The organism is Thalassospira profundimaris (assembly GCF_003326755.1).
Lineage (GTDB): Bacteria > Pseudomonadota > Alphaproteobacteria > Rhodospirillales > Thalassospiraceae > Thalassospira > Thalassospira profundimaris_B.
On record NZ_JPWH01000003.1, the window covers coordinates 280,293 to 303,354 of the forward strand.

Annotated in this window: 26 protein-coding genes and 1 tRNA gene; 23 read left to right on the forward strand and 4 right to left on the reverse strand. The window is 52.2% G+C overall.

Going from position 1 to position 23,062, the window contains the following annotated elements; translation table 11 throughout:
- Positions 1–157 precede the first annotated feature (157 nt).
- The gene (locus TH25_RS05865) at positions 158–577 is read right to left on the reverse strand and encodes a Ros/MucR family transcriptional regulator (RefSeq protein ID WP_114087485.1); all 420 of its coding nucleotides are present in this window, start codon (positions 575–577) and stop codon (positions 158–160) included.
- A 450-nt stretch (positions 578–1,027) separates the two neighbouring features.
- Between TH25_RS05865 and rpiB the strand changes: the two genes are divergently transcribed.
- The 9 genes from rpiB to thiL all read left to right on the forward strand — a co-directional run bounded on the left by rpiB (position 1,028) and on the right by thiL (position 8,144).
- Positions 1,028–1,471, forward strand: a complete 444-nt coding sequence (rpiB, locus tag TH25_RS05870) for a ribose 5-phosphate isomerase B (RefSeq protein WP_114087486.1) — start codon at positions 1,028–1,030, stop codon at positions 1,469–1,471.
- Positions 1,472–1,542: 71 nt separating this feature from the next.
- Complete coding sequence (glyA, locus tag TH25_RS05875; protein ID WP_114087487.1) at positions 1,543–2,817, forward strand: serine hydroxymethyltransferase; 1,275 nt, start codon at positions 1,543–1,545, stop codon at positions 2,815–2,817.
- A 28-nt stretch (positions 2,818–2,845) separates the two neighbouring features.
- Positions 2,846–3,313, forward strand: coding sequence for a transcriptional regulator NrdR (gene nrdR, locus TH25_RS05880; RefSeq protein ID WP_114087488.1), 468 nt, complete (start codon positions 2,846–2,848; stop codon positions 3,311–3,313).
- A gap of 5 nt (positions 3,314–3,318) precedes the next feature.
- Positions 3,319–4,440 carry a bifunctional diaminohydroxyphosphoribosylaminopyrimidine deaminase/5-amino-6-(5-phosphoribosylamino)uracil reductase RibD gene (ribD, locus tag TH25_RS05885; protein ID WP_258549049.1) on the forward strand — a complete coding sequence of 374 codons (1,122 nt, stop codon included), beginning with the start codon at positions 3,319–3,321 and terminating at the stop codon, positions 4,438–4,440.
- A gap of 5 nt (positions 4,441–4,445) precedes the next feature.
- On the forward strand, positions 4,446–5,033 hold the full coding sequence (locus TH25_RS05890) for a riboflavin synthase (RefSeq protein WP_114087489.1): 588 nt from the start codon (positions 4,446–4,448) through the stop codon (positions 5,031–5,033).
- 5 nt (positions 5,034–5,038) lie between these two features.
- The gene (gene ribB / locus TH25_RS05895) at positions 5,039–6,199 is read left to right on the forward strand and encodes a 3,4-dihydroxy-2-butanone-4-phosphate synthase (RefSeq protein ID WP_114087490.1); all 1,161 of its coding nucleotides are present in this window, start codon (positions 5,039–5,041) and stop codon (positions 6,197–6,199) included.
- The gene (locus TH25_RS05900; protein ID WP_114087491.1) at positions 6,196–6,666 is read left to right on the forward strand and encodes a 6,7-dimethyl-8-ribityllumazine synthase; all 471 of its coding nucleotides are present in this window, start codon (positions 6,196–6,198) and stop codon (positions 6,664–6,666) included. The genes ribB and TH25_RS05900 overlap by 4 nt, the downstream gene beginning before the upstream one ends.
- Entirely contained in the window at positions 6,666–7,163 is a 498-nt protein-coding gene (gene nusB, locus TH25_RS05905; RefSeq protein WP_114087492.1) for a transcription antitermination factor NusB, read from the forward strand. The genes TH25_RS05900 and nusB overlap by 1 nt, the downstream gene beginning before the upstream one ends.
- A 3-nt stretch (positions 7,164–7,166) precedes the next feature.
- Positions 7,167–8,144 (forward strand): thiamine-phosphate kinase, encoded by a 978-nt coding sequence (gene thiL / locus TH25_RS05910; RefSeq protein WP_114087493.1) that lies wholly within the window; start codon positions 7,167–7,169, stop codon positions 8,142–8,144.
- A 38-nt stretch (positions 8,145–8,182) separates the two neighbouring features.
- Here thiL and TH25_RS05915 read toward each other — a convergent pair whose 3' ends face one another.
- Positions 8,183–8,635 carry an outer membrane protein assembly factor BamE gene (locus TH25_RS05915; protein ID WP_114087494.1) on the reverse strand — a complete coding sequence of 151 codons (453 nt, stop codon included), beginning with the start codon at positions 8,633–8,635 and terminating at the stop codon, positions 8,183–8,185.
- A 163-nt stretch (positions 8,636–8,798) separates the two neighbouring features.
- Here TH25_RS05915 and TH25_RS05920 point away from each other — a divergent pair, with 163 nt between their 5' ends.
- The 7 genes from TH25_RS05920 (at position 8,799) to TH25_RS05950 (ending at position 13,317) form a co-directional block, all read left to right on the forward strand.
- On the forward strand, positions 8,799–9,344 hold the full coding sequence (locus tag TH25_RS05920; RefSeq protein WP_114087495.1) for a ubiquinol-cytochrome C chaperone family protein: 546 nt from the start codon (positions 8,799–8,801) through the stop codon (positions 9,342–9,344).
- 26 nt (positions 9,345–9,370) lie between these two features.
- A complete protein-coding gene (locus TH25_RS05925; RefSeq protein WP_114087496.1) occupies positions 9,371–9,943 on the forward strand; it encodes a YceD family protein in 573 nt (190 codons plus the stop codon).
- A 148-nt stretch (positions 9,944–10,091) separates the two neighbouring features.
- On the forward strand, positions 10,092–11,165 hold the full coding sequence (gene plsX, locus TH25_RS05930; RefSeq protein WP_114087497.1) for a phosphate acyltransferase PlsX: 1,074 nt from the start codon (positions 10,092–10,094) through the stop codon (positions 11,163–11,165).
- 39 nt (positions 11,166–11,204) lie between these two features.
- The gene (locus TH25_RS05935) at positions 11,205–12,176 is read left to right on the forward strand and encodes a beta-ketoacyl-ACP synthase III (RefSeq protein ID WP_114087498.1); all 972 of its coding nucleotides are present in this window, start codon (positions 11,205–11,207) and stop codon (positions 12,174–12,176) included.
- A gap of 180 nt (positions 12,177–12,356) precedes the next feature.
- Complete coding sequence (locus TH25_RS05940) at positions 12,357–12,647, forward strand: integration host factor subunit alpha (protein WP_073954467.1); 291 nt, start codon at positions 12,357–12,359, stop codon at positions 12,645–12,647.
- A 21-nt stretch (positions 12,648–12,668) separates the two neighbouring features.
- Positions 12,669–13,175 carry a MerR family transcriptional regulator gene (locus tag TH25_RS05945; RefSeq protein ID WP_181847432.1) on the forward strand — a complete coding sequence of 169 codons (507 nt, stop codon included), beginning with the start codon at positions 12,669–12,671 and terminating at the stop codon, positions 13,173–13,175.
- 65 nt (positions 13,176–13,240) lie between these two features.
- Positions 13,241–13,317 (forward strand) — tRNA-Pro (locus tag TH25_RS05950).
- 124 nt (positions 13,318–13,441) lie between these two features.
- Here the strand turns inward: TH25_RS05950 and TH25_RS05955 are convergent.
- Positions 13,442–13,681, reverse strand: coding sequence for a hypothetical protein (locus tag TH25_RS05955; protein WP_114087499.1), 240 nt, complete (start codon positions 13,679–13,681; stop codon positions 13,442–13,444).
- 97 nt (positions 13,682–13,778) lie between these two features.
- On the opposite strand from TH25_RS05955, the gene cutA reads away from it, so the two are divergent.
- Positions 13,779–14,117: a divalent-cation tolerance protein CutA gene (cutA, locus tag TH25_RS05960; protein ID WP_114087500.1), complete on the forward strand. Its 339-nt coding sequence runs from the start codon at positions 13,779–13,781 to the stop codon at positions 14,115–14,117.
- 92 nt (positions 14,118–14,209) lie between these two features.
- Positions 14,210–14,770 (forward strand): septation protein A, encoded by a 561-nt coding sequence (locus tag TH25_RS05965; protein WP_114087501.1) that lies wholly within the window; start codon positions 14,210–14,212, stop codon positions 14,768–14,770.
- Positions 14,771–14,856: 86 nt separating this feature from the next.
- On the opposite strand, the gene TH25_RS05970 is transcribed toward TH25_RS05965, so the two are convergent.
- Positions 14,857–16,074, reverse strand: coding sequence for a bifunctional 2-C-methyl-D-erythritol 4-phosphate cytidylyltransferase/2-C-methyl-D-erythritol 2,4-cyclodiphosphate synthase (locus TH25_RS05970; protein ID WP_114087502.1), 1,218 nt, complete (start codon positions 16,072–16,074; stop codon positions 14,857–14,859).
- 114 nt (positions 16,075–16,188) lie between these two features.
- Between TH25_RS05970 and ccsA the strand changes: the two genes are divergently transcribed.
- From ccsA to TH25_RS05995, 5 genes are all read left to right on the forward strand, one after another.
- On the forward strand, positions 16,189–16,995 hold the full coding sequence (ccsA, locus tag TH25_RS05975) for a cytochrome c biogenesis protein CcsA (protein WP_114087503.1): 807 nt from the start codon (positions 16,189–16,191) through the stop codon (positions 16,993–16,995).
- A 115-nt stretch (positions 16,996–17,110) separates the two neighbouring features.
- Positions 17,111–18,118 carry a tRNA dihydrouridine synthase DusB gene (gene dusB, locus TH25_RS05980; RefSeq protein ID WP_114087504.1) on the forward strand — a complete coding sequence of 336 codons (1,008 nt, stop codon included), beginning with the start codon at positions 17,111–17,113 and terminating at the stop codon, positions 18,116–18,118.
- A gap of 50 nt (positions 18,119–18,168) precedes the next feature.
- Positions 18,169–19,317: a two-component system sensor histidine kinase NtrB gene (locus tag TH25_RS05985; RefSeq protein ID WP_114087543.1), complete on the forward strand. Its 1,149-nt coding sequence runs from the start codon at positions 18,169–18,171 to the stop codon at positions 19,315–19,317.
- Positions 19,314–20,762 (forward strand): nitrogen regulation protein NR(I), encoded by a 1,449-nt coding sequence (gene ntrC / locus TH25_RS05990; RefSeq protein ID WP_114087505.1) that lies wholly within the window; start codon positions 19,314–19,316, stop codon positions 20,760–20,762. Before TH25_RS05985 ends, ntrC begins: the two co-directional genes overlap by 4 nt.
- Positions 20,759–23,044, forward strand: a complete 2,286-nt coding sequence (locus tag TH25_RS05995; protein WP_114087506.1) for a sensor histidine kinase NtrY-like — start codon at positions 20,759–20,761, stop codon at positions 23,042–23,044. The genes ntrC and TH25_RS05995 overlap by 4 nt, the downstream gene beginning before the upstream one ends.
- Positions 23,045–23,062 lie beyond the last annotated feature (18 nt).

Consider the following 23,062-nt stretch of genomic DNA (forward strand, 5'->3'; position numbering starts at 1 on the left):
GCACGGCGCTATTTGCCAAGCCTCGCGTTTTAAAAATGATTTTCGTTTACTTGCAAAAAAGAAAGCTCAAATACAGTTTTATATCAGATAAATAAAAGGCGCCCTTGCAGTAAGGGCGCCGGAAAGCAAGTTTATTAAAGGCTATCGCGGCTTTGGATCAATCAGCTTTGCGGCCAAGCCCGATCTTTTTGGCAAATTGCGAACGCTGCTTTGCATAATTGGGCGCTACCATCGGATAATCGGCCGACAAACCCCATTTTGCACGGTATTCTTCCGGTGTCATATCATAAGTAGTACGAAGATGACGTTTAAGCATTTTCAGTTTTTTGCCGTCTTCAAGACAGATAATATAGTCATCACCAATTGATTTCTTGATCGGGACCGCCGGTTTCAGCGGCTCTTCTTCCTCAATCTCCTCGACACCCCGTAAATCTTCAAGTGACCGGAAGGTTGTTGTGATCAGTTCCGGAAGCTGTGTTGCTGCAAGCGCATTGTTGCTGACATAAGCCGAAACGATATCGACTGTCATTTGCAGAAGCTCATCACGATCAAAGGTGTCATTTGGAACGTCATTCATTTTTTCTTGCGTCCTTAAACCAGTCCCCAAGTGCGGCAAACAATGCGGCAGGAAGGGTAGATAATCAGCATTTACGTTTGTTCAATAATGGCGGAAAAATTTAGAGCAAACGTCATTTTTATACTTAACAAATAACATTAATTCAAACAAAGGTACAGCGGTATAGTTGACAGGAAAAAATGACATTTCGCTTATTCCTGTAATATAGTCAATTTCTGCACGATGACTAGGATGTTACCCGATTTTTCGAGATTTATTTATCGCAGGCCTCGCAGCTAATGCCCTGTATTTGAATGATGCCGAACCAATGATCACGCAGCCAAGTGCTTTTGGTCGCACAATGCGCATAGCAGAACCCACACCTGACAGCGCGACTGTGCGTTGGCATCGTGATGGTGATGTGCTAAAAGGCGCTCAAATTTCACTGTCAGTTTGAAAAGGGTGCTGGGAATGTCGACCAAAACCATTGCGATTGCTGCCGATCACGGCGGTGTCGACCTCAAAACCTTGATCGTCTCGCAGCTTACCGGGCAGGGATACGAGGTTCTTGATCTTGGAACTGATGGTTCCGAATCAGTTGATTATCCCGATTATGCCTATGCCGTGAGCAAAACCATTATCGAGGGGAAAGCGCAAAGCGGTATTTTGGTGTGCGGATCCGGCATTGGCATGAGCATCGCGGCAAACCGGTATCCCGAAATTCGCGCTGCCCTGGTTCATGACCGGCTTTCGGCTGAATTGTGCCGTCAGCACAATAACGCAAACGTGTTGTGTCTTGGCGCCCGCCTGTTAGGGGAGGCCGTAGCGCTGGATTGTGTCAACGTGTTTGTTTCGACGGCTTTTGAAGGCGGACGCCATCAACGCCGTGTTGAAAAGCTCACTCACCCCGAATAATCGAATTTGCCATATGGCACGCACCAGGGCTCTTGGGCTCTTTATTTTCCGTTTTATCGAAAGGCTCGCGCATGTCTTTTAACGGCTTTTTCTCAACCGGCCTGTCAGACGCAGACCCGGCACTGTTCAAATCCATCTCCGACGAGCTTGACCGTCAGAAAAACCAGATCGAACTGATTGCCTCGGAGAACATCGTTTCCAAGGCGGTGATGGAAGCGCAAGGGTCGGTACTGACCAACAAATATGCCGAAGGTTATCCGTCACGCCGCTATTATGGTGGCTGCGAATATGTTGATGTTGCCGAAGAGCTGGCCATTAATCGGGCAAAAGAACTGTTTGGTTGTGAATTCGTCAACGTTCAGCCGCATTCGGGTGCGCAGGCCAATGGTGCCGTTATGCTGGCACTTCTTCAGCCGGGTGATACTGTTCTGGGCATGTCGCTTGATGCCGGTGGTCACCTGACACATGGCGCGCGACCGGCCCAGTCGGGTAAATGGTTCAACGCCATTCAGTATGGCGTACGTGAACAGGACTTCCTGATTGATTATGATGATGTTGAAGCCCTGGCTGTCGAGCATAATCCGAAACTGATCATTGCCGGTGGCTCGGCCATTCCCCGCCAGATCGATTTCAAACGTTTCCGTGAAATCGCCGATAAAGTTGGCGCTTATTTGATGGTCGACATGGCGCATTTTGCCGGTTTGGTCGCTGGTGGCGTTCACCCGAGCCCGCTGCCCTATGCCGATGTTGTTACCACGACCACCCATAAAACGCTGCGTGGTCCGCGGGGCGGCATGATCCTGTCGAACAACCTGGAAATCGGCAAAAAAATCAATTCGGCCGTCTTTCCGGGCCTGCAGGGTGGCCCGCTGATGCACGTTATTGCGGCCAAGGCCGTTGCCTTTGGCGAGGCACTGCGTCCGGAATTCAAGGCCTATGCCCAGCAGGTTGTTGATAATGCCCGGGTGTTGGCGGATGTTATCCAGTCGCGCGGGTTCAATATTGTCACCAATGGTACAGACACCCATTTGATGCTGGTTGATTTGCGGCCAAAGGGGTTAAAGGGCAACGTTGCTGATGTGGCGCTCGAGCGGGCAGGGATCACCTGTAACAAAAACGGTATTCCGTTTGATACCGAAAAGCCGACGGTAACTTCGGGCATTCGTCTTGGCACACCCGCGGGCACCACGCGCGGTTTCGGCACCGAAGAATTCAAGCTGATTGGCAAGCTGATTGCCGATGTTCTTGATGCACTGGTTGATCAGCCGGAAGGTGATGCTGAAGTTGAAGCTTCGGTGCGGGCCCAGGTTCAGGACCTTTGCAACAAGTTCCCGATCTATAGCTGATTTCTCTGAAATATAGCGAGAACAGATAATGCGCTGTCCGTTTTGCAGTCACGACGATACCCAGGTGAAGGACTCTCGTCCGACCGAGGAAAACCATGCCATTCGTCGGCGTCGGTTTTGTCCGGCTTGCGGGTCACGCTTCACCACATTTGAACGTGTTCAATTGCGGGAATTGATGGTGGTTAAAAAAGACGGACAGCGCGAACTTTTTGATCGCGACAAGCTGGCAAGGTCTATTTTTCTGGCCTGCCGCAAACGTCCGATCGAGGATGAACGCGTTGAAAAGGCCCTGAATGGTATTCAGCGCCGTCTTGAAAGCAGTGGTGAAAGCGACATTACGACAGATACCATCGGCGGTATTGTGATGGAGGCATTACATGCCCTCGATCAGGTGGCTTACGTACGTTATGCCTCTGTTTACAAGGATTTCTGTGAAGCCAAGGATTTTGAGGCTTTCGTGGAAAACATGCAGGATAGCGAAGAGGCATCGGAATAGGAATCATGCCCGGGGCGATCTTTAGTGATGATGACCGTCATTTTATGCGGGTTGCCCTCAGCCTGTCGCGGCGCGGATTGGGAAATGTCTGGCCTAATCCGGCTGTAGGATGCGTTATTGTATCTGCCCAGGGCGAAATAGTTGGTCGGGGTTGGACCAAGCCCGGCGGGCGTCCCCATGCGGAACGGGTTGCACTTGATCAGGCCGGTAAGAATGCGCAGGGCGCAACAGCCTATGTTACACTGGAACCGTGCAGTCATTTTGGCAAATCACCGCCTTGCGCCCTTGGCTTGATCGAGGCGGGGGTTTCCCGTGTGGTCAGTGCCCTGGAAGACCCTGATCCCCGGGTTTCCGGGCGCGGTCATCAAATGTTGAAAGATGCCGGTATTGTTGTTCAAACTGGCCTTATGGCGTCAGAGGCCTACGCGCATAATGCCGGTTTTCTAATGCGTGTGAGCGCAAACAGGCCGCTTGTGACATTAAAGCTGGCAGGCAGCCTTGATGGGCGTTCCAGCCTGGCCAATGGGGCCAGCCAATGGATTACAGGCGGCCGTGCCAGGGAAAAAGGCCATTTTTATCGCGCCAATCACGATGCCATTCTTGTTGGTGCCACGACGGTTCTGGCGGATAATCCTGATTTGCGATGTCGCATTCCTGGTCGACAACAGAACTCTCCCGTCAGGATTATTCTGGATCGAACCGCTTGTATCTCGCCCGATTGTCATCTGGCGCGTTCAGCAGGCGAAACACCGACCTGGCTGCTCGTCGCATCCCAATATAAAGCACGCGCTGAAAAGAATTTTGCCCAAACAGCCGTAAAAGTGTTTTCCGCCCGATGCGCGGACGGACATTTTGACCTACATGATGTATTGCATGTTCTTGCAGAACAGGGGCTTACGCGTATTCTTGTCGAAAGTGGCGGGGCGCTTGCCGCGGCTTTTGTGCGGCAAGACCTGGTCGACAGGATTCTGCATTTTCAGGCCCCTGGCATTATCGGTGCGGACGGGCGAGGCCTTATTGCGGAACTGGGGTTGGATAACCTCGGAAATATGCCGCGTTTCAACCGTCGCTCAGTTGAGGCCGTTGGTCAGGATGTTTTGATAAGTTACGATAAAATAACGGATTAATTTATATGTTTACTGGCATTATCACCGATATCGGAACCGTTCGTAAAATTGAAAAAAAGGGTGATACCCGGTTCGAGTTCACGACGGCATTCGATACGTCAAAAATTGACCTGGGTGCATCGATAGCATGTAGTGGTGCCTGCATGACGGTTGTTGAAAAGGGCGAGGGGTGGTTTGCGATCGAAGCCTCGGCCGAAAGTCTGGCAATGACCACAATGGGCGATCTTGATGTCGGGAGCCGTGTGAATCTTGAGCAATCCCTCCGTCTGGGCGACGAACTTGGCGGGCATATTGTCTCGGGGCATGTTGACGGTGTGGCAATCCTGACGGCATTGCATCCTGAAGGCGATTCCATGCGCATGACCTTCGAGCTACCCGCCGAATTTGCCCGTTACGTTGCCCGCAAGGGATCAATCACGCTTGATGGTGTTTCCCTGACGGTGAACGAGGTTGAGGGCAACAGTTTTGGCATTAACGTCATCTCGCATACCCAGGCTCACACCACCCTGGGCGGTCGTAAAGTGGGCGATCGGTTTAATTTTGAAATCGATATGCTGGCCCGTTATGTAGCCCGAATGGTTGGAAAGGACTGATCGTTATGCCGCATCGTCATTTGTCGCCCATCGAAGATGTTATCGAGGAAGCCCGCAACGGGCGCATGTTCATTCTTGTAGATGATGAAGATCGCGAGAATGAAGGGGATCTGGTGATACCGGCCCAAATGGCGACACCAGAGGCCATTAATTTTATGGCGACGCACGGGCGCGGTTTAATTTGTCTGACACTGGAATCCACCCGGTGCGATCATTTGGGGTTGTCTTTAATGACGGCAACCAACGGAACACGGCACGAAACCGCGTTTACCGTGTCGATCGAGGCCAAAACCGGTGTAACCACCGGCATTTCGGCCCCTGATCGTGCCCGGACGATTGCGGTTGCCATCGATCCGACAAGTGACCGGCATGACATTGTGACACCAGGGCATGTTTTCCCGTTGCGTGCGCGTGATGGCGGCGTTCTGGTCCGTGCGGGCCATACCGAGGCATCGGTGGATATTGCCCGCCTGGCGGGGCTTAATCCGTCGGGGGTGATTTGCGAGATCATGAATGAAAACGGCGAAATGGCCCGTTTGCCCGAACTGGTGGAATTTGCGCAAAAGCACAATTTGAAAATCGCCCAGATTGCCGATTTGATCCGGTACCGTCGCAAGCATGAAAAAGTTGTGCAACGTAAAGCGACCACCAAAATCGAAAGCATTCATGGCGGTGAATTTGATCTGCATCTGTTTGTTAATACTCTGAACTATGCCGAGCATGTTGCCCTGACCAAAGGCGATATTTCGGATGGCGCACCTGTGTTGACGCGTGTTCACGCCTTAAATGTGCTTGAGGATGTGCTGGGCGACCGCCAGACCGGGCATGGTGGTGATTTGCATGCCGCGATGAATGCTGTTGCCGAGGAAGGAAGGGGTGCTATTGTCCTTATCCGCGAGGCACGTGCCAATAGCCTTTCCAGTGCTGTTGCCGGCCTTATCGACCGTCACGGGGGTGATGGATCAGGATTGCGTAATGATATTGCGGGCACAGACTCGGTAGACTCAGATCTTAGGGACTACGGTGTCGGCGCCCAGATTTTGCATGATTTGGGAGTGCGAGACATGATTTTGCTCTCAAACACCAAACGTCACATCGTAGGGCTTGACGGATTTGGTCTAAATCTGGTTGATCAGCGTCCGCTTTGCGTCTCGGAGGAAAAATGAAAAGCACAAGTTCCCCGCACATCCTGATTGTTGATGCGCCATATTACACCCATATCGTTGAGGATCTGGTGAAAGGTGCTGCCAGCACGCTTGAATCGGCCGGGGCAACCTGGGACCGTCTTTCCGTTAGCGGTGCCTTCGAGGTTCCCATTGCGATCCGCTATGCCGTGCAGTCGATGAATGAACTGGCAACCGGCCCGCGTTATGACGGTTATATGGCGCTTGGCTGTGTGATCCGCGGGGAAACCACGCATTATGATCATATCTGTAACGAAGCCAACCGGGCGCTGATGCAGCTTTGCCTGGATTACAACCTGGCCATCGGCAATGGTATTCTGACCGTTGAAAACGAAGCCCAGGCTTTGGCACGTGCCAGCGCGGACGAAAAAAACAAGGGCGGCGAGGCTGCCAATGCCGTTCTGCGTATGATCGAAGTTCAAAACCATTTTGGAATACATCACAAGTAATGACCGACAAATCGAAACCCTCCATCGCCCAGCGTCGTAGTGCCGCGCGTTTTGCCGCCATACAGGCATTGTATCAGGCTGATCTGTCGCAGGCTGGCGCAGGGCGTGTTGTGCAGGAATATTCCGAATTCCGCCTTGATGGACAGGGGCAGCGTGACAGTGACGAACCGAATGAAAACCTGATTGATCCGGATCGCGGTTTTTTTGCCGATCTGGTGCAGGGTGTTGAAAACCGGTTGATTGATATTGATGCCCTGATTGACGGTGCCCTTGAAAAAGGCTGGACGACAAAACGGCTGGAATCTGTTTTGCGCAGCATCATGCGGGCCGGGACCTATGAATTGATGATGCGTGAAGATGTTCCGATGCGGGTTGTCATCACCGAATATGTGGATGTAGCGCATTCGTTTTTTGATGAAAACGAACCCCGTTTGGTCAATGCGGTACTGGACCGTATCGGTAAATCATTGCGTCCGCTTGAAGCAAATAAGGAGTGATCCGTGCAGCGATCAGGTGAATTTGAACTGATCGCACGCTGTTTCACGCCGATTGCCCGTGATTCGGCGGCATCGTTGGGTTTATCCGACGATGCCGCTATTTTTTCACAAAGTCCCGGGAAAAGCAGCGTTGTAACGTGCGATGCGTTAGTGGCCGATGTGCATTTTCGCGCTGTTGATACGCCGGAAACCATTGCGCGCAAGGTCTTGCGCGTTAATTTGTCCGATATTGCGGCAATGGGCGCACAGCCAACCGGTGTCGTGCTGGCCTGTGGCTATAATCGCGATCTGCCGGAAGACTGGATTGTCGCTTTTGCCCGCGCCTTTGGCGATGATTGTGCCCATTGGGGGGTCGAGCTTTATGGCGGTGATACAGTTTCGACAAATGGCCCCAGCTTTTTCAGTTTAACAGCAATAGGGGAGGTTGTTGCCAAACATGCCTTGCGGCGTGATGCGGCAAAACCAGGGGATGTGGTTGCTGTTACCGGAACTTTGGGGGATGCCGCGCTCGGGCTGGCGATATTGCAAAATCGGCTGGCACTGGCCCAACAGCATCTGAGCGCGTTTTTAACGGATCGCTATTTGCTGCCGCAGCCCCGACTGCAAACCGGGATGCAGGCATCTGCGCTTGGGCGACGTATTGCTGCAATGGATATTTCGGATGGGTTGGCAGGCGATATTCGGAAAATTGCTGAGGCCTCCAATGTCGGTGTGATTCTGGATCAGGCCGCCATTCCGCTATCTGCTGCGGCCAGGGCGGCTGTTAATCAGGACGAGACCTGCTGGCAGCAGATTATGACGGGTGGCGATGATTACGAACTTCTGTTGTGCGGACCAGTGGACGACATAGCCCGTTTAGGAAATGATGTTACTGTTATTGGCACGGTAACAGACACACCAGGCGAGATTTTAATGACATCCCTGGATGGCAAAATGGCCGAACTCGCCAAAGGCGGATTCGACCACTTTTCAACATCTTAAAATCTTTTCCTGATTTGATAAATCATATCAGGACAGCGTTATTTTGCGGTGTCGCTAAAGCGCCCGAGATTGCCAAATAGCTGTTGCAGAATGGTCAGTTCGCGGCCCGCCGTCGGTGTAACGCGATCGCTGGGTTCAACCCGTTTGCCATCTTCAAGATGATATTCTTTCACCAGATCAACCCGGTTTGCCGCGTCAAAGCTGATAACGACCACTTCCTGCTTGGTGACTTCCGGCTTGAAAAAGGCCAGCGTTTCAACCTGGCGCGAGATATAAAGCCACACATTTGGATCAAATGTTGCAACGCTTGATGGTGTTCCAAGGAGATCGGTCACATCCCCCTTGGTCGATTGTCCGACCTTGATCTGGGCCAGATCTTCAGGCTCTGGCAAATTGCCACGATTGGCTATTTGTGGGCTACAGGCGGCAAGATAGGCGGCGGTTAAACCGGCGACGCAAAAAAAGGTGAAGCGTTTTAGTCTTGAATCCATTGAACCCACCGGATTGATCCGTTTGTTGACATCTTAAATGAATTGCCTTGAGTTTCAGCGCAGAGCGCATGATAGTGCCGGGCAACAGAACGGGACGTGTGTCCCGAAAAATTTTAAGGCATTCTGCTTGCTGTGGCACGAATGTCAACGAAGGAGTGGCACCTTGTTCGGCTGGTTAACAAAAAAAGGCAAAAACCCTGATTCTGCCTATGCGTTATATACTGCTTTGGTGAGCCAGGCGCGCCAGCCCGAATTTTATTTAAGGGGTGGAGTTGCCGATACAAAGGAAGGTCGGTTTGATCTGATTCTGGTTCATGCCTTTATGCTGTTTCGGCGCATGAAAGGCAGCTCTGCACAAAAAGAACTTGCCCAGCAGGTATTTGATGTGATGTTTGCTGATCTTGATCAGAATATGCGGGAAATGGGGATTGGCGATGTTGGTATCCTCAAACGCATACGCAAAATGTCAGAATCCTATCATGGTCGCATTGTCGCCTATGAGGAGGGTGTTCTAGCCGGTGAAGCCAGCCTGGCTGCGGCACTGGATCGCAACCTGTTTGCCGATACCCAGGTCACACCCGATCAGCTTGCAGCAATGACGGCCTATGTTTTTGCCACGTTAGAGCATCTTTCACTTTTGGATGATGATGCGCTTTTGCGTGGTGAAGTCTCGTTTCCGGCGCCACCATACGAAGCAGCCGGACAGTAAAAACTGAAAACAAAAGAGCTTACGTAATGTCTGAACATCTGACGCCGGAATTTTCGCGCATTGTCAAAGTGCACGAACTTACCGCCAAGAAAACCACCCATGATATTGAAGCCACTGCTGCCGAGCGCGCGGCTCTTTCTGACCGGTTCGATTTGGTTGGTATCGAAAAACTGGTGGCCAAATTGACCCTGACTGTTGCCGGAAATGGTGAAGTCACCGTGCGCGGGCCGTTGCATGCCGAAATTACACAGCGTTGTGTTGTTTCCCTGGAGCCGGTGCCCGAAACCGTTGATGATGAAATCGAGGTTCTGTATTCCCCGCATGTCAGCGAAGATAACCTGCCATCGACCGCAGATGACCTTGAAGGTCTGAGCGAAGAAGAACTGATGGCATTGCTTGACCAGCCTGAACCCTTGACCGATGGTGAAATTGATCTTGGTGAAGTGGCATCCCAGTTTCTGGCCATTTCAATGGACCCGTATCCGCGCAAGGAAGGGGTCGATATTGATGATTTCGCCGAGGAAGAGGAAGTTGAGGAAAAGCCGAACCCGTTCGCCAAACTGGCGGGCCTGAAGGAAAAACTGGAAAACAAGAACTGAAGCTTCTGATGCTTTACCTTGTGCCGCAACGGAATTTCCGGTAATTACGGGCGTTCCGGGCGTATCTCGCTGAACCGCGGCGCAAACCGGTTTCGCGGCGGTTACGTTTTCCTGTATATAATGTTTAAAACAACGACAAGAGAATACATTGCCTGAACAGGTTCGCATTTCACTTGACGCGATGGGGGGAGACCACGCGCCCGACATGGTGGTCGCGGGGGCTGAAATCGCGCTTAAACGCTTGCCGCATTTGAAGTTCTTGATGTATGGCGACGAGGCGCGGATCAAACCGCTTCTGGATAATTGTCCGGAAGTTGCGGCTGTGACCGAGGTCCGCCATGCAACGCAGGAAGTCACGATGGATGACAAGCCATCTGTTGCCCTGCGTCAGCGTCGTGACTCCAGTATGCGTCTGGCGATCAACGCCGTAAAAGAAGGCGACGCCCAGGGTGTCGTTTCTGCCGGAAATACCGGCGCATTAATGGCTATGGCGAAATTTGTTCTTAAAACATTGCCGGGAATTGATCGTCCGGCAATCGCCACTTATATGCCAACCCAGCGTGGTGAGACCATCGTGCTGGATTTGGGAGCCAATATTGAATGCAATGAAGAAAACCTGGTGCAGTTCGCCTTGTTGGGCGAAGTTTTTGCCCGGGTTTTGTTTGGCATCGAAAAACCTTCCGTAGGGTTGCTAAATGTTGGCATAGAGGAACTCAAGGGCAATGAGTCGGTGAAAAAGGCAGCATCGATCCTGCGGGAAATCAATTTGCCCATCCAGTTTGCCGGTTTCGTCGAGGGGGACGATCTGGCAAAAGGGACTGTAGATGTCATTGTTACCGACGGTTTTACCGGAAATGTTGCCCTGAAGACGGCAGAGGGAACCGCACGTCTTTTGGTGCATTTCCTGCGCGAAACCTTTCGCAGTTCTTTTTGGGCAAAAATTGGGTATTTGCTGGCACGTCGTTCACTTCAGCGTTTTCGCGAACGCATGGACCCGCGTCGTTATAATGGCGCGATGCTTTTGGGGCTCAATGGTATTGCAGTCAAAAGTCACGGTGGCACGGATGCCTTGGGGTTTTCCAATGCCATAGGGGTGTGTCACGACCTGATTGCCAACCGGCTGAATGAAACGATCAAGGCGGAAATTGCCTCTTTCGAGGCCGATATGTCCAAGGCTGAAGTCAAAGACCCCGATATTGCGCCTGAAGATACCGCACAATAATCCCTTGTTTAAACCTTCGCATATTGGCAGTTCATCATCATGACCATTCGTTCACGCATCATTGGTTGCGGTTCCTATCTTCCTTCTAATGTGCTGACCAACGAGGAGCTTTCGCGCCGTGTCGACACGACGGATGAATGGATTGTCGCCCGTACGGGCATTCGTCAGCGCCATATCGCGGCCGAAAACGAAACAACCAGTGATCTGGCCTATCATGCTGCTGTTCAGGCGATGGAGCATGCCCGGGTCTCGGCCTCTGACATCGATATGATCATTGTTGCCACGGCCACACCGGATAATACTTTTCCGGCGACGGCAACAAAGATTCAGCATCGCCTTGGTGTGGTCGGTTTTGCCTTTGATGTGCAGGCGGTTTGTTCGGGCTTTGTTTATGCGCTGACAACGGCGGATATGTATATTCGCAATGGTCAGGCCAAAACCGTTCTTGTGATTGGTGCCGAGACTTTTTCGCGCATTCTTGACTGGGAGGACCGTCGGACCTGCGTGTTGTTTGGTGATGGAGCAGGGGCCGTTATTGTGCAAGGATATGAAGGAACCGGCACAATTGAAGACCAGGGTATTCTAGCATCGCGACTTCATTCTGATGGCAGTAAATACGAACTGCTTTATGTCGATGGCGGGCCGTCTTCAACCCAGACCGTGGGGCACCTTCAAATGGAAGGCCGCGAGGTTTTCCGTCATGCTGTTACCAATCTGGCATCGGTTATTCGTGAAGTCCTTGCAGATACAGGGATCGATGCAGAGCAAATCGATTGGCTGGTGCCGCATCAGGCCAACCAGCGCATTCTGGATGGTACAGCGCGTAAATTTGGCATTTCGCCGGATCGTGTGGTCGTGACGGTTGACCGTCATGCCAACACATCAGCGGCGTCCATTCCGCTGGCGCTAAGTGAAGCCGTGCATGACGGACGTATCAAGCGCGGCGATATTGTTGTTCTTGAGGCAATGGGCGGCGGATTTACCTGGGGCGCTTCGCTGGTAAGGTGGTAAAATTTAAACCTGTTTTGACGGTAAAAATTGGTCAAAATCAGGAAAAACAATTAAAAATCAGTGATTTGGCGTAAAAAGTGCAACTTTCCGCCACAATCGAGTGTATCCTATTGATATTGACTGATTTAGCCACCAACTATACCTTTGTGTTCATTGCCCTGTTATGAGGAGGCGGTCTGCATGTCGGAAACAACGGTTACCCGCGCCGATCTAGCCGAAGCGGTCTATCAGGAAGTCGGCCTGTCGCGAAATGAATCTGCCCAGTTGCTGGAAACAGTTCTGGATGAAATCTCCAGTGCGCTGATTCGGGATGAAGTTGTCAAAATATCATCTTTTGGCAGTTTTTCTGTTCGCAGCAAGGGCGAACGTATCGGTCGAAACCCGAAAACGGGCGAAGAAGTACCGATTCTGCCCCGTAAAGTGCTCGTTTTCAGACCGTCTCAGGTTCTCAAATCGCGCATTAACGCTTAAATTTACGAATAAACGCGATCAATGAAAAATGAATTGGGGGAGACGGCGAAAAGTCGCCGTACCATGAAATCTGACTCTGCTTTCAGAACAATCAGCGAGGCGGCAACCGAATTGGGCTTGCAGCAGCACGTTCTTCGTTTTTGGGAGCAGAAATTTCCGCAAATCAAACCGATGAAGCGGGCTGGTGGCCGTCGTTATTACCGACCGGATGATATTGAGTTTCTAAAAGGTATTCGTGCCCTGCTGCACGATCAGGGTTATACCATCAAAGGTGTGCAAAAGCTGATCGCGCAAAATGGTGGTACGTTGCCAGGTGGTGCAATTCGTCCCGCGACGCAGAATGTTTCGTCAGAGAATGGCGAACCTGTGTTTCGCGCCGAATCAGTTTCGGGCGATTCCGTTGATGTTGTTTCAGATTCGCCAAATAAAGTGATTGATCGACAATCTTTGATGAACGTTCTAGGCGAACTTGAAGGGTTGCAATCGCTTTTGAAGGCTGCTCTTCAGGAAGTGAAAAAAAATCCATAAAAATCATTTGCGTCTTGGGCGCGGCAGGGCTATGTATCTGTCCGCGCCGCAAGGCGCACATCGGTCGGAGCGTGGCGCAGCCTGGTAGCGCACCTGCATGGGGTGCAGGGGGTCGGAGGTTCGAATCCTCTCGCTCCGACCAATTCCTTCTTGGAAATAAATCATTTAACCTGCACCAGTTTCTGGCGCGGGTTTTTTATTGCCTTCATCAAAACCGGGAAGGGTATTGGCAGAGATTGCAAATATGCCAAGTTGCCGAAGGATTATTATTCTTTGATCACATTGCGGCCATCATCGGTAAGCTTGCAGACCAGCCAGTCGGGCTTTAACGGGTTGGCAAACCAGGGTTCCGCCCAGCCACGGTCAATGCAGGCCTGAACCGTTTTTGCCGATACCTGCTTTCCCTGTTCGTCAAAAAGTGGCAATTTGCCACCTGGCTGCGTCAGGCCGCGTTTCAGCCAGTTTTTCTGGGTGCTGGTCGGCTTTGTCGCCTTTGCCGCTGGCATGATCAAAACTCCCTGTTTCACGTCCCCTGAACGGGTTCGATCTGATATGTAAATCAGAGTTAAAGTCTTGCCGAATTTCCAGGAAAGGGCAACTGCCATGACAAATATCAAAACCGACGTGCTTGAAATGGTAATGGCTTATGTCACGGTACCAGACATGGATTGTGCGCGCAAAATCGCCCGTTCCGTGATCGACGCAAGGCTGGCGGCCTGCGCCAACATTTTACCGACAATGACATCGGTTTATGAATGGAACGGCGAGGTGGAGGAAGCAGATGAAACCGTTTTGCTGCTGAAAACCGACAAACGGATTTTTCCCAAATTGCAGGCCCATGTGCTCGACATTCATCCTTACGAAACCCCTTGTGTGCTGGAAGTGCCGCTTGGCCGCATTAATGATGATTATGCGACCTGGCTGCACCAGCAAATAAGCTGACGGAAATTTGAGGGGCCATAAGGCAATCGTTCGGTTGCGTCGCGCCGCTCCCGACAATAGGATGGAGCCTTCATGACAATAGAAGTGACACAATGAACCATGTAACCAAACTGGTCCTGGAAATGGGGCCGCTGGTGCTGTTTTTTGCAATCAACAGCATCACACACAATCTGATGACGGCGACGCTGGTTTTTGTTTTGGCGACAGTCGTTGCGCTTGCTGTGTCGTTTCTGATCAATCGCACCATTCCGATGATGCCGCTTATTGGTGGCGTTTTTGTTATTATTTTCGGTGGCTTAACGCTGTATCTTCAAGACGAGCTTTTCATCAAGATCAAACCGACCATCGTGAATTTGATGTTCGCGGCCATTTTGTTTGGTGGTTTGGCAATGGGAAAGCTGTTTTTGAAGCTCGTTTTGGAAACCGCTTTTCAGGTAACAGACGAAGGATGGCGTCGTTTGACCTGGCGTTGGGGCCTGTTTTTTGTGGTGCTGGCCATTGCCAATGAGGTGGTCTGGCGCAATTTTGGTACCGACTTTTGGGTCGCCTTCAAGGTTTGGGCCGTTACCCCCATCACATTGCTGTTTGGTTTGGCGCAGGTGCCGGTGATCTTAAAGCACCAGTTGCCGGAAGAAGAAAAAGCCGAAGCCTGAAAGATCATTTGGCTGTAAAACAGAAACAGGCGGGTCAAGTGGCCCGCCTGTTGTCATATGCAGCGTTTATCGGTTGTATTGCGCGTTTATGCCGTACGGGGAAGGGCAATGCTGGCTGCGGCCTGTGCGGCAATGCCTTCTTGGCGACCGGTAAAGCCCAAACGTTCGGACGTGGTGGCCTTTACATTGACGCGATCCACATCAATGGAAAGGATATTTGCAATGGCCTGTCGCATGGCAGGTGTATGCGGGCCAATTTTCGGGCGTTCGCAAATCAGCGTCACATCGACATTCACAATGCGCCCGTTGCGCCGGGTAACAAGGTCGGCGGCATGTTTCAAAAACTGGTCCGATGCTGCGCCTTTCCATTGTGGATCACTGGGCGGGAAGTGCTGGCCAATGTCGCCGGCAGCGATTGCGCCTAAAATGGCATCGGTCAGGGCGTGAAGGCCAACATCAGCATCGGAATGCCCCTCTAGCCGGGCCTTATGCGGCACCGAAACACCGCACAACATACAGGCATCACCCGGTGCAAAGCGATGGACATCAAAGCCGGTGCCAGTGCGGTATTCTTCTGCAATCATGGTATGCGCTTTCAGGGAATTTTCGGGGCTATTTTCCGGGCTTAAATGTTCACCCAATCGGATCAGGTCGTGCCGTCGGGTGATTTTGTCGTTCCGTTCACTGCCTTGTACACATTTGACAGAGATGCCCATCTGTTCAAGCAGGCTGGCATCATCGGTCATTTCCAGACCCTCGAATTTGGTGTGCGCCATCAGGATGGTGTTAAAATCAAATCCCTGCGGGGTTTGTGCCCGCATCAGGGTATCACGCGCAATGGTACGTAAAATGACCTTGTCATCATTGCATTGTTTAATGGTGTCGTGAACGGCAATGCCGGGAATGGCCCCTTTGTGTTCTTGCAGGGCATCCAGAACGCGATAAATAACATCAGGATCAATGCCGGGGCGGGCTGCGTCATGTACAAGGACATAGTCCGGTGTGACATCCTTTAGGGCACGCAAGCCATTTAGTACCGATTGCTGGCGCGTAACACCACCGGCAACGGCCGCGCGTAAGTTCTTGCCCGTTATCAAATCACCAATCGCGGCGTCCAGATGATTTTGATGCAGGGGATTATAAACAACCTGAATGTGATGGGCCGGGCAAAGCTGCATGAACGCTTCGATGCTATGACGCAGAAGCGTTTTGTCACCTATGTGATGATATTGTTTTGGCAGCGGATCGCCAAATCTGCTACCGCTACCGGCAGCAACGATGACAACCGAGATTTTTTTGTTCATAAACGATATATGCTCACATCAATGAAGTGGGCGACAAGCTAACTGTACCAACCCGGTTTGCCAAGTCGCCAAATTTTATCTTCTGTTGCCTGCAACCATTCTGGACATTTTTGCATGTTCGCCACCGCCATCCATATTCTGTCCCTTTTGCCCCTGACATGCCAGATCATGCGGCGTGAGCCACAGCGTGATTTCTGGTTTTATGCCTCGATCGGGGTGGGCATTGCCGGCACCATTGCGGTATTGAGCCTAACGGGTGAGGCCTTGCAATCACGCGGGTTTTCCGCTGCTTTGCATTGGTCGGAGCTAACGGTGCTGTTTGTATTTGGGGGCGTAGCAACCTGCGTGCTGCATCAGCAGGTTTGGCGGCTGGGGGGATATGTTGGGGCATATCTGATCCTGTTTGGCATTATTGCTGCCATTTTCGAGACCATTGGCGGTGCCGCCCCCGGCCAGGTCGAGGAACAGGTGCTTTATTCCGCCTGGTTGTGGGTGCATATCGGAACATCGCTGATCACCTATGCCCTTGTCACCATCGCGGCCATTGCGGCGATGGCCTATGTCGTGCAGGAAAACGCCCTTAAAAACCGGCGTCCCAATCGCTGGAGCCGACGTCTGCCGCCGTTGCGCGACAGTGAACTGATGTTGATCAGTTATCTTAAATGGTCGGCCTGGGTGCTTGTCGTTGGCATTGTCACCGGTTTTGCCTTGCGCCAGATCGAGGGTACCGCTTTATGGACAATTGACCATAAAATGCTGCTGACGCTGTCAGGTTTTGCCGTTATCTGCACACTCATCTGGATTCATGAACGTTCCAGTTTGCGCGGGCGCATGGCGGTCAGGTTTGTTCTTGGTGCGTGGTTGTTGCTCACGCTGGCATTTCCCGGGGTGCGGTTTGTAACGGTTTATCTTTTAGGATAAAAACCGGCAAATTTGGTCTGTTTCTGTCATTTACAAGACTATCGCGCTTAGAGTTGTTGCACTCTGCCTTCAGTTTCATTAATCTGCCCAAGTTTTAGGCAATCGGAAGTTCTTCATGTCTTTGCAGATCGGTTCTGTGACTGTGCCGGAAAATGTTGTTCTGGCACCGATGTCGGGTGTTACTGACCTCCCGTTTCGTCAGCAGGTGCGCCGTTTTGGCGATCATCTTGTTGTGTCTGAAATGATTGCGTCTGATGCCATGACCCGTATTCAGCAGCATCAAAAAGAAGTGCGCAAAATGCACGGGGATTGTGCAGCCGAAAGCCCGCTTTCCGTGCAGCTTGCCGGAACAGAACCGCAGGAAATGGCGCAAGCTGCGAAAATGAACGAAGCCCGCGGCGCCATGATCATTGATATCAATATGGGCTGCCCGGCCAAGAAAGTGACCAAGGGATATGCCGGTTCGGCCCTGATGCGCCAGGAAAAGCTGGCTGCCGAGATTATGGAAGCCACCGTAAAGGCGGTGAAGGTGCCCGTTACCCTTAAAATGCGTCTTGGCTGGGATGATGATGATCGCAATGCACCGCGTCTGGCCCGCATTGCCGAGGATCTGGGGATCCAGATGCTGACCATTCATGGCCGCACCCGCTGCCAGTTCTATAAGGGGGAGGCGGACTGGGACGCGATTGCGGATGTCAAAGCCGCCGTATCCATACCAGTCATTGGGAATGGCGATGTGCAAAGCGAAGAAGACGCCGCAGAGCTTTTGCGGCGATCCGGTGCCGATGGTGTCATGATCGGGCGCGGGGTGCAGGGGAGACCGTGGTTTTTAAAACAGGTCTCCCATTATCTGAAAACAGGCACAAAACTGCCATCACCGACGCTCGGACGGCAGCTTGAAACCATTTTGGCCCATTATGATGCCATCCTGGATCATCATGGCCTTGTTCCCGGTTATCGGATCGCGCGCAAGCATCTTGGCTGGTATTGCAATGGTTTACGCGACGCCACCGAGTTTCGCCGTACTGTTAATGTGCTGGATGATCCGGTTCAGGTTAAAGCTGCCATTCGCGCCTTTTATGAACCAAAAATTGAAACCGAATTACGGGAATGTGCTGCCTGAACAGGCTGTTATCATTTACCTGCCAACTGATGGACGATCGGGGGACAAAAATGAGGCTAGGCTTTGGCAAGGGTCATTCTGTTGATCCCGCTGGCGTTCTGAACGCTATTGCCAGTGCAGTTGTAGTTGCTGATCGTGATGGCAAAATCCGGTTTGTCAATCAGGCGAGCGAACAACTGTTTAATACGAGTGCAGCAGTCTTGTGCCGCAGCAACCTGAAGGATTTCATCCCTGAAGACAGCCCGGTTTTTTCGCTTGTTGCGCAGGCGATTGACGAGGCTACCCTGGTTGCCGACCATGACTTGCTGATCGAAAGCCCGAAAATTGGTCGCCATGCCGTCAATTTGACGGTTGGTTCAATGGCGGATGAAACGGGTTGTGCCGTTTTGACATTCGAGCCACGGTCAATTGCACAAAAAATTGACAATCAGTTGCTAAGTCGCAATTCAGCCCGTTCCGTCAGTGCGATGGCCGCGATTTTGGCCCATGAAATCAAGAATCCCCTATCGGGTATCCGCGGGGCCGCTCAGTTGATCGAACAAACGGCAACCGAGGATGACCGGGTATTAACCCGTCTGATTTGCGATGAAGCAGACCGGATTGTGAACCTGGTTGACCGCATGGAAATATTTTCTGACAAGCCGCTGGAGCGCGGGGCGGTCAATATTCATACGGTGCTGGAACATGTACGCCGCCTTGCCGAAAATGGCTTTGGCCATAATCTGCATTTTGAAGAGGTTTATGACCCGTCCTTGCCGCCGGTTTACGGCAACAGAGACCAACTGATCCAGGTCTTTTTAAATCTGCTGAAAAATGCCGCTGAGGCCGTGCAGTCAGAAACTGGTCTTATTACGATTTCCACCCGGTATCAACATGGTGTTCGCCTTGCTGTTGCAGGGGGTGATACCCGTGTACACCTGCCGCTGGTGGTTTCGGTGCGTGATAACGGCCCAGGCATTCCGCCCGATATGCGCGAAAGCCTGTTTGACCCTTTTGTCACCACCAAACCCACAGGGTCGGGTCTGGGGTTGGCTTTGGTTGCAAAAATCATTGCCGATCATGGCGGCGTGATCGAAGTGAAAGACGTGCCAACAGGCGGGGCGGAGTTTCAAATCATGTTGCCGATTTATCATCGAACTCTGGCCGACGATGCCCAGGCCAATCAAAAAGATAGCTGGATCAAGGAAGAAGCATTATGAGTGCGCATCCCGCCCGTATTCTTGTCGCTGATGACGATCGTGCCATACGCACCGTGTTGACTCAGGCACTGTCCCGTCAGGGACACGAAGTTCGCAGTACCGGACACGGTAAAACCCTGTGGGACTGGATCGCGGATGGCGAGGGCGATCTGGTGATCACCGATGTGATGATGCCAGATGAAAATGGTCTGGATATGGTGCCGCGCATTCGCAAGTTGCGCCCCGATCTGCGTGTCATTGTCATGAGCGCGCAAAATACCCTGTTAACAGCGGTTAAAGCAGCCCAGCGTGGTGCATTTGAATATCTTCCAAAACCCTTTGACTTGAACGAGTTGATGGGAATTGTTGATCGTGCACTTGAAACACCGGTTAATCCGGAAAATGCCAAACCTGCAAATGAAGAGGGCGATGATCGTCTGCCGCTGATCGGCCGATCAGCCGCGATGCAGGAAATTTATCGTTCTCTTGCGCGCCTGATGAATACCGATCTGACCGTCATGGTAACGGGCGAAAGCGGGACCGGCAAGGAACTGGTGGCACGCGCATTACATGAATATGGGGCGCGTCGGCATGGTCCGTTTGTTGCTATCAATATGGCCGCCATCCCGCGTGAGCTCATTGAAAGCGAGCTTTTTGGCCACGAGAAAGGGGCGTTTACCGGTGCGAATGAACGCAAGGTTGGCCGGTTTGAGCAGGCCGAAGGCGGTACCCTGTTTCTTGATGAAATCGGAGACATGCCGCTAGAGGCGCAAACCCGGCTTTTGCGTGTTTTGCAGGAAGGCGAATATACCCGTGTTGGCGGGCGAACCCCCATTCGTGTCAATGTGCGGATTGTTGCGGCAACGCACCGCGATTTGCGCAAACTGATCCGCGAAGGCAGTTTCCGCGAGGATCTTTTCTATCGTTTGAATGTGGTTCCCATCCGCTTGCCCAGTTTGCGTGAACGTTTGGAAGATATTCCCGAACTGGTTAATCACTTCCTGGCCCAGGCAAGCGAGCAGGGGTTGCCGCGTAAAACCCTGTCTGCCGAAGCCATGGCGCGGTTGAAGGCCCATCGCTGGCCTGGCAATATTCGCGAACTTGAAAATATGGTGCGGCGTTTGACAGCACTTTATTCGCAAGACGTGATTGGCGTTGATGTGATTGAAACCGAGTTTGCCGAAAACAGCGTGACAGAAACAGCGCCGGTCGGCGAACCACAATCTTTGGCGGAATCGATCGAACGTCATGTGCGCGAATATTACGACGCCCATGATGATGATTTGCCCTCCAGTGGTCTTTATGACCGCATATTGCGCGAAATGGAACGGCCCTTATTGACCGTGACGCTCGAGGCAACACGGGGCAATCAGGTCAAGGCCGCCGAAGTTTTGGGGCTTAACCGCAATACGTTACGCAAGAAAATCCGGGATCTGGGTTTGGAAGTGGTACGGGGCGCAAAATGAGCTTACCCGTGCGCCAGCGCCGCAAGGCATGGCAGCAATCGGCATTTGTCAAATTGCTGGGACGGATCGCGCAGTCGCGCAAATTTGCAATCGGGCTGGTGATCGCTGCCCTGATTTCCGCGACAGTTACCTACCTTGCGATGACAGGAACGGCGCCATTGCGGCCCGATCCACGGACCATCATTATCCTGCTTAATATCGATTTGATATTGTTGCTGGCACTGGCAACCCTGGTGGCACGCAAACTGGTGCAGATATGGGTAGAGCGGCGCAAGGGAACCGCCGGGGCAAAGCTGCATACAAGGCTGGTACTGATGTTCAGTCTGGTTGCGGTGACGCCCGCCATTATCGTGGCGGTATTTTCAGCCCTGTTTCTGCATTTTGGCATTCAGGGCTGGTTTAGCGACCGTATCCGCACGGCGGTAGAAGAAAGCATGGTTATTGCCCAGGCTTATCTTCAGGAACATCAGGAACTTATTCGCGCCGATGCCCTGGCAACCGCCAGCGACTTGCAACGCCTGGGTGTTTCCTTTGCGACCGATCCCAGCCGTTTGTCCCGCATTTTAACCGCCCAGGCCGATGCGCGTGGCTTGCCCGAAGCCCTGATCATTGACGGGAGTGGCAAGGTCATTGCCCAGTCCGATTACAGCTTTTCCTACGACCCCGAAGGAGCGCCTGTTCCGCAGGAAGTTTTTGACCGGGCGCGGGTCAATGACGTTGTGTTGATGTTGGGCGATACCGAAGACCGTATTCGTGCTGTTGTGCGGCTGGATAATTTTATCGACGGCTTTTTGCTGGTGGGCCGGTTTGTTGACAGCAGCGTACTGGACCGCATCGAGCAGGCCCGGCGTGCAGTGAAGGCCTATGAAAACCTTGAAGGTGAACGTTCCGGCATTGTCGTAACCTTTGTGATGATTTTCGTCATCATCGCTGTCGTCCTGTTGCTTGCTGCCGTGATGCTGGGCCTTACCGTTGCAACGCGGCTGGTGGAACCTATTTCCCAATTGATTAACGGGGCCGAAAAGGTCCGCGACGGTGATTTGTCCTTCCGGGTGCCGTTAGACGGGCAGGGAGACGAGCTGGAGGCCTTAAGCCGGGCCTTTAACCGTATGACGGCACAGCTGGATACGCAGCGTGCTGAATTGATTGCGGCGAATCGCCTCAATGATGAAAGGCGGCGTTTTACCGAGGCCATTTTGGGCGGGGTTACAGCCGGTGTAATTGGCCTTGATGCCGACTGCCGCATCAATCTGCCAAACCGCAGCGCATCGGAACTGTTGGGGCTGGAATTAGATGACAAACTGGGGCAGCCCATATGCGAGGTTATTCCCGAATTTAATGTGCTGTTTGATGAAGCCATCAAGGAAGGGGAACGCTCCAAACCCCGCCAGATCGAAATTCGCCGTGACGGGCTAAACCTGATGCTGCTTGCCCGGGTGACGGTGGAACGTGCGGGGGATCGCTCCATTTTTGGCTATGTCGTCACATTTGATGATGTAACCGAGCTTCAGAATGCGCAGCGCATGGCAGCCTGGGCAGATGTTGCACGGCGTATCGCACATGAAATCAAAAACCCGCTGACACCGATCCAGCTCTCGGCGGAAAGGCTGCGCCGTAAATATCTTAAGGAAATTCAAAGCGATACAGAGATATTTAAAACCTGCATTGAAACCATTATTCGCCAGGTTGGTGATATTGGCCGTATGGTGGATGAATTTTCATCTTTTGCCCGCATGCCCAGCCCGAAAATGCGTAATGAAAACCTGGCGGATCTGGCAAAAAATGCCCTGTTTTTGCAACAGCAGGCGCATTCAGCAATTAAATATGACTTTGTCATTGAGGACGGGATCGATACACATATCCAGTGTGATTCCCGTCAGGTGAACCAGTGCCTGATCAATACCCTTAAAAATGCGGCGGAGGCGATTGCCGGACGTGATGCAAGGGAAGGGGAAGGCGCGCTGCCACCCGGACACATTAGCGTTTATATTCGCGCTGCTCAGGAGCCGGACGCGCGTATTGATATTGTGATAGAGGATAATGGCAGGGGGCTGCCCACCGAACACCGCGAACGTTTGACCGAGCCTTATGTTACGACACGCAGCAAAGGAACCGGGCTTGGACTGGCTATCGTTAAGAAAATCATGGAAGACCACGGTGGAGAGCTTATACTCGCCGACAGAGAAGAAACAGGTGCGCAGGTTACATTGTCTTTTCCAAAGCATTCGACAAAGTTAACGGAAAATTCTTCGGAAAATGGTAGTTTGCCGCCGACCGTATGATGTGTTTTATGCGGTACG

Bases quoted from the DNA above. Each gene is read 5' to 3' on its own strand.
- TH25_RS05865 (WP_114087485.1), bottom strand. From the start codon at position 577: ATGAATGACGTTCCAAATGACACCTTTGATCGTGATGAGCTTCTGCAA.
- rpiB (WP_114087486.1), top strand. From the start codon at position 1,028: ATGTCGACCAAAACCATTGCGATTGCTGCCGATCACGGCGGTGTCGAC.
- glyA (WP_114087487.1), top strand. From the start codon at position 1,543: ATGTCTTTTAACGGCTTTTTCTCAACCGGCCTGTCAGACGCAGACCCG.
- nrdR (WP_114087488.1), top strand. From the start codon at position 2,846: ATGCGCTGTCCGTTTTGCAGTCACGACGATACCCAGGTGAAGGACTCT.
- ribD (WP_258549049.1), top strand. From the start codon at position 3,319: ATGCCCGGGGCGATCTTTAGTGATGATGACCGTCATTTTATGCGGGTT.
- TH25_RS05890 (WP_114087489.1), top strand. From the start codon at position 4,446: ATGTTTACTGGCATTATCACCGATATCGGAACCGTTCGTAAAATTGAA.
- ribB (WP_114087490.1), top strand. From the start codon at position 5,039: ATGCCGCATCGTCATTTGTCGCCCATCGAAGATGTTATCGAGGAAGCC.
- TH25_RS05900 (WP_114087491.1), top strand. From the start codon at position 6,196: ATGAAAAGCACAAGTTCCCCGCACATCCTGATTGTTGATGCGCCATAT.
- nusB (WP_114087492.1), top strand. From the start codon at position 6,666: ATGACCGACAAATCGAAACCCTCCATCGCCCAGCGTCGTAGTGCCGCG.
- TH25_RS05915 (WP_114087494.1), bottom strand. From the start codon at position 8,635: ATGGATTCAAGACTAAAACGCTTCACCTTTTTTTGCGTCGCCGGTTTA.
- TH25_RS05925 (WP_114087496.1), top strand. From the start codon at position 9,371: ATGTCTGAACATCTGACGCCGGAATTTTCGCGCATTGTCAAAGTGCAC.
- TH25_RS05935 (WP_114087498.1), top strand. From the start codon at position 11,205: ATGACCATTCGTTCACGCATCATTGGTTGCGGTTCCTATCTTCCTTCT.
- TH25_RS05940 (WP_073954467.1), top strand. From the start codon at position 12,357: ATGTCGGAAACAACGGTTACCCGCGCCGATCTAGCCGAAGCGGTCTAT.
- TH25_RS05945 (WP_181847432.1), top strand. From the start codon at position 12,669: ATGAAAAATGAATTGGGGGAGACGGCGAAAAGTCGCCGTACCATGAAA.
- TH25_RS05955 (WP_114087499.1), bottom strand. From the start codon at position 13,681: ATGCCAGCGGCAAAGGCGACAAAGCCGACCAGCACCCAGAAAAACTGG.
- cutA (WP_114087500.1), top strand. From the start codon at position 13,779: ATGACAAATATCAAAACCGACGTGCTTGAAATGGTAATGGCTTATGTC.
- TH25_RS05965 (WP_114087501.1), top strand. From the start codon at position 14,210: ATGAACCATGTAACCAAACTGGTCCTGGAAATGGGGCCGCTGGTGCTG.
- TH25_RS05970 (WP_114087502.1), bottom strand. From the start codon at position 16,074: ATGAACAAAAAAATCTCGGTTGTCATCGTTGCTGCCGGTAGCGGTAGC.
- ccsA (WP_114087503.1), top strand. From the start codon at position 16,189: ATGTTCGCCACCGCCATCCATATTCTGTCCCTTTTGCCCCTGACATGC.
- dusB (WP_114087504.1), top strand. From the start codon at position 17,111: ATGTCTTTGCAGATCGGTTCTGTGACTGTGCCGGAAAATGTTGTTCTG.
- TH25_RS05985 (WP_114087543.1), top strand. From the start codon at position 18,169: ATGAGGCTAGGCTTTGGCAAGGGTCATTCTGTTGATCCCGCTGGCGTT.
- ntrC (WP_114087505.1), top strand. From the start codon at position 19,314: ATGAGTGCGCATCCCGCCCGTATTCTTGTCGCTGATGACGATCGTGCC.
- TH25_RS05995 (WP_114087506.1), top strand. From the start codon at position 20,759: ATGAGCTTACCCGTGCGCCAGCGCCGCAAGGCATGGCAGCAATCGGCA.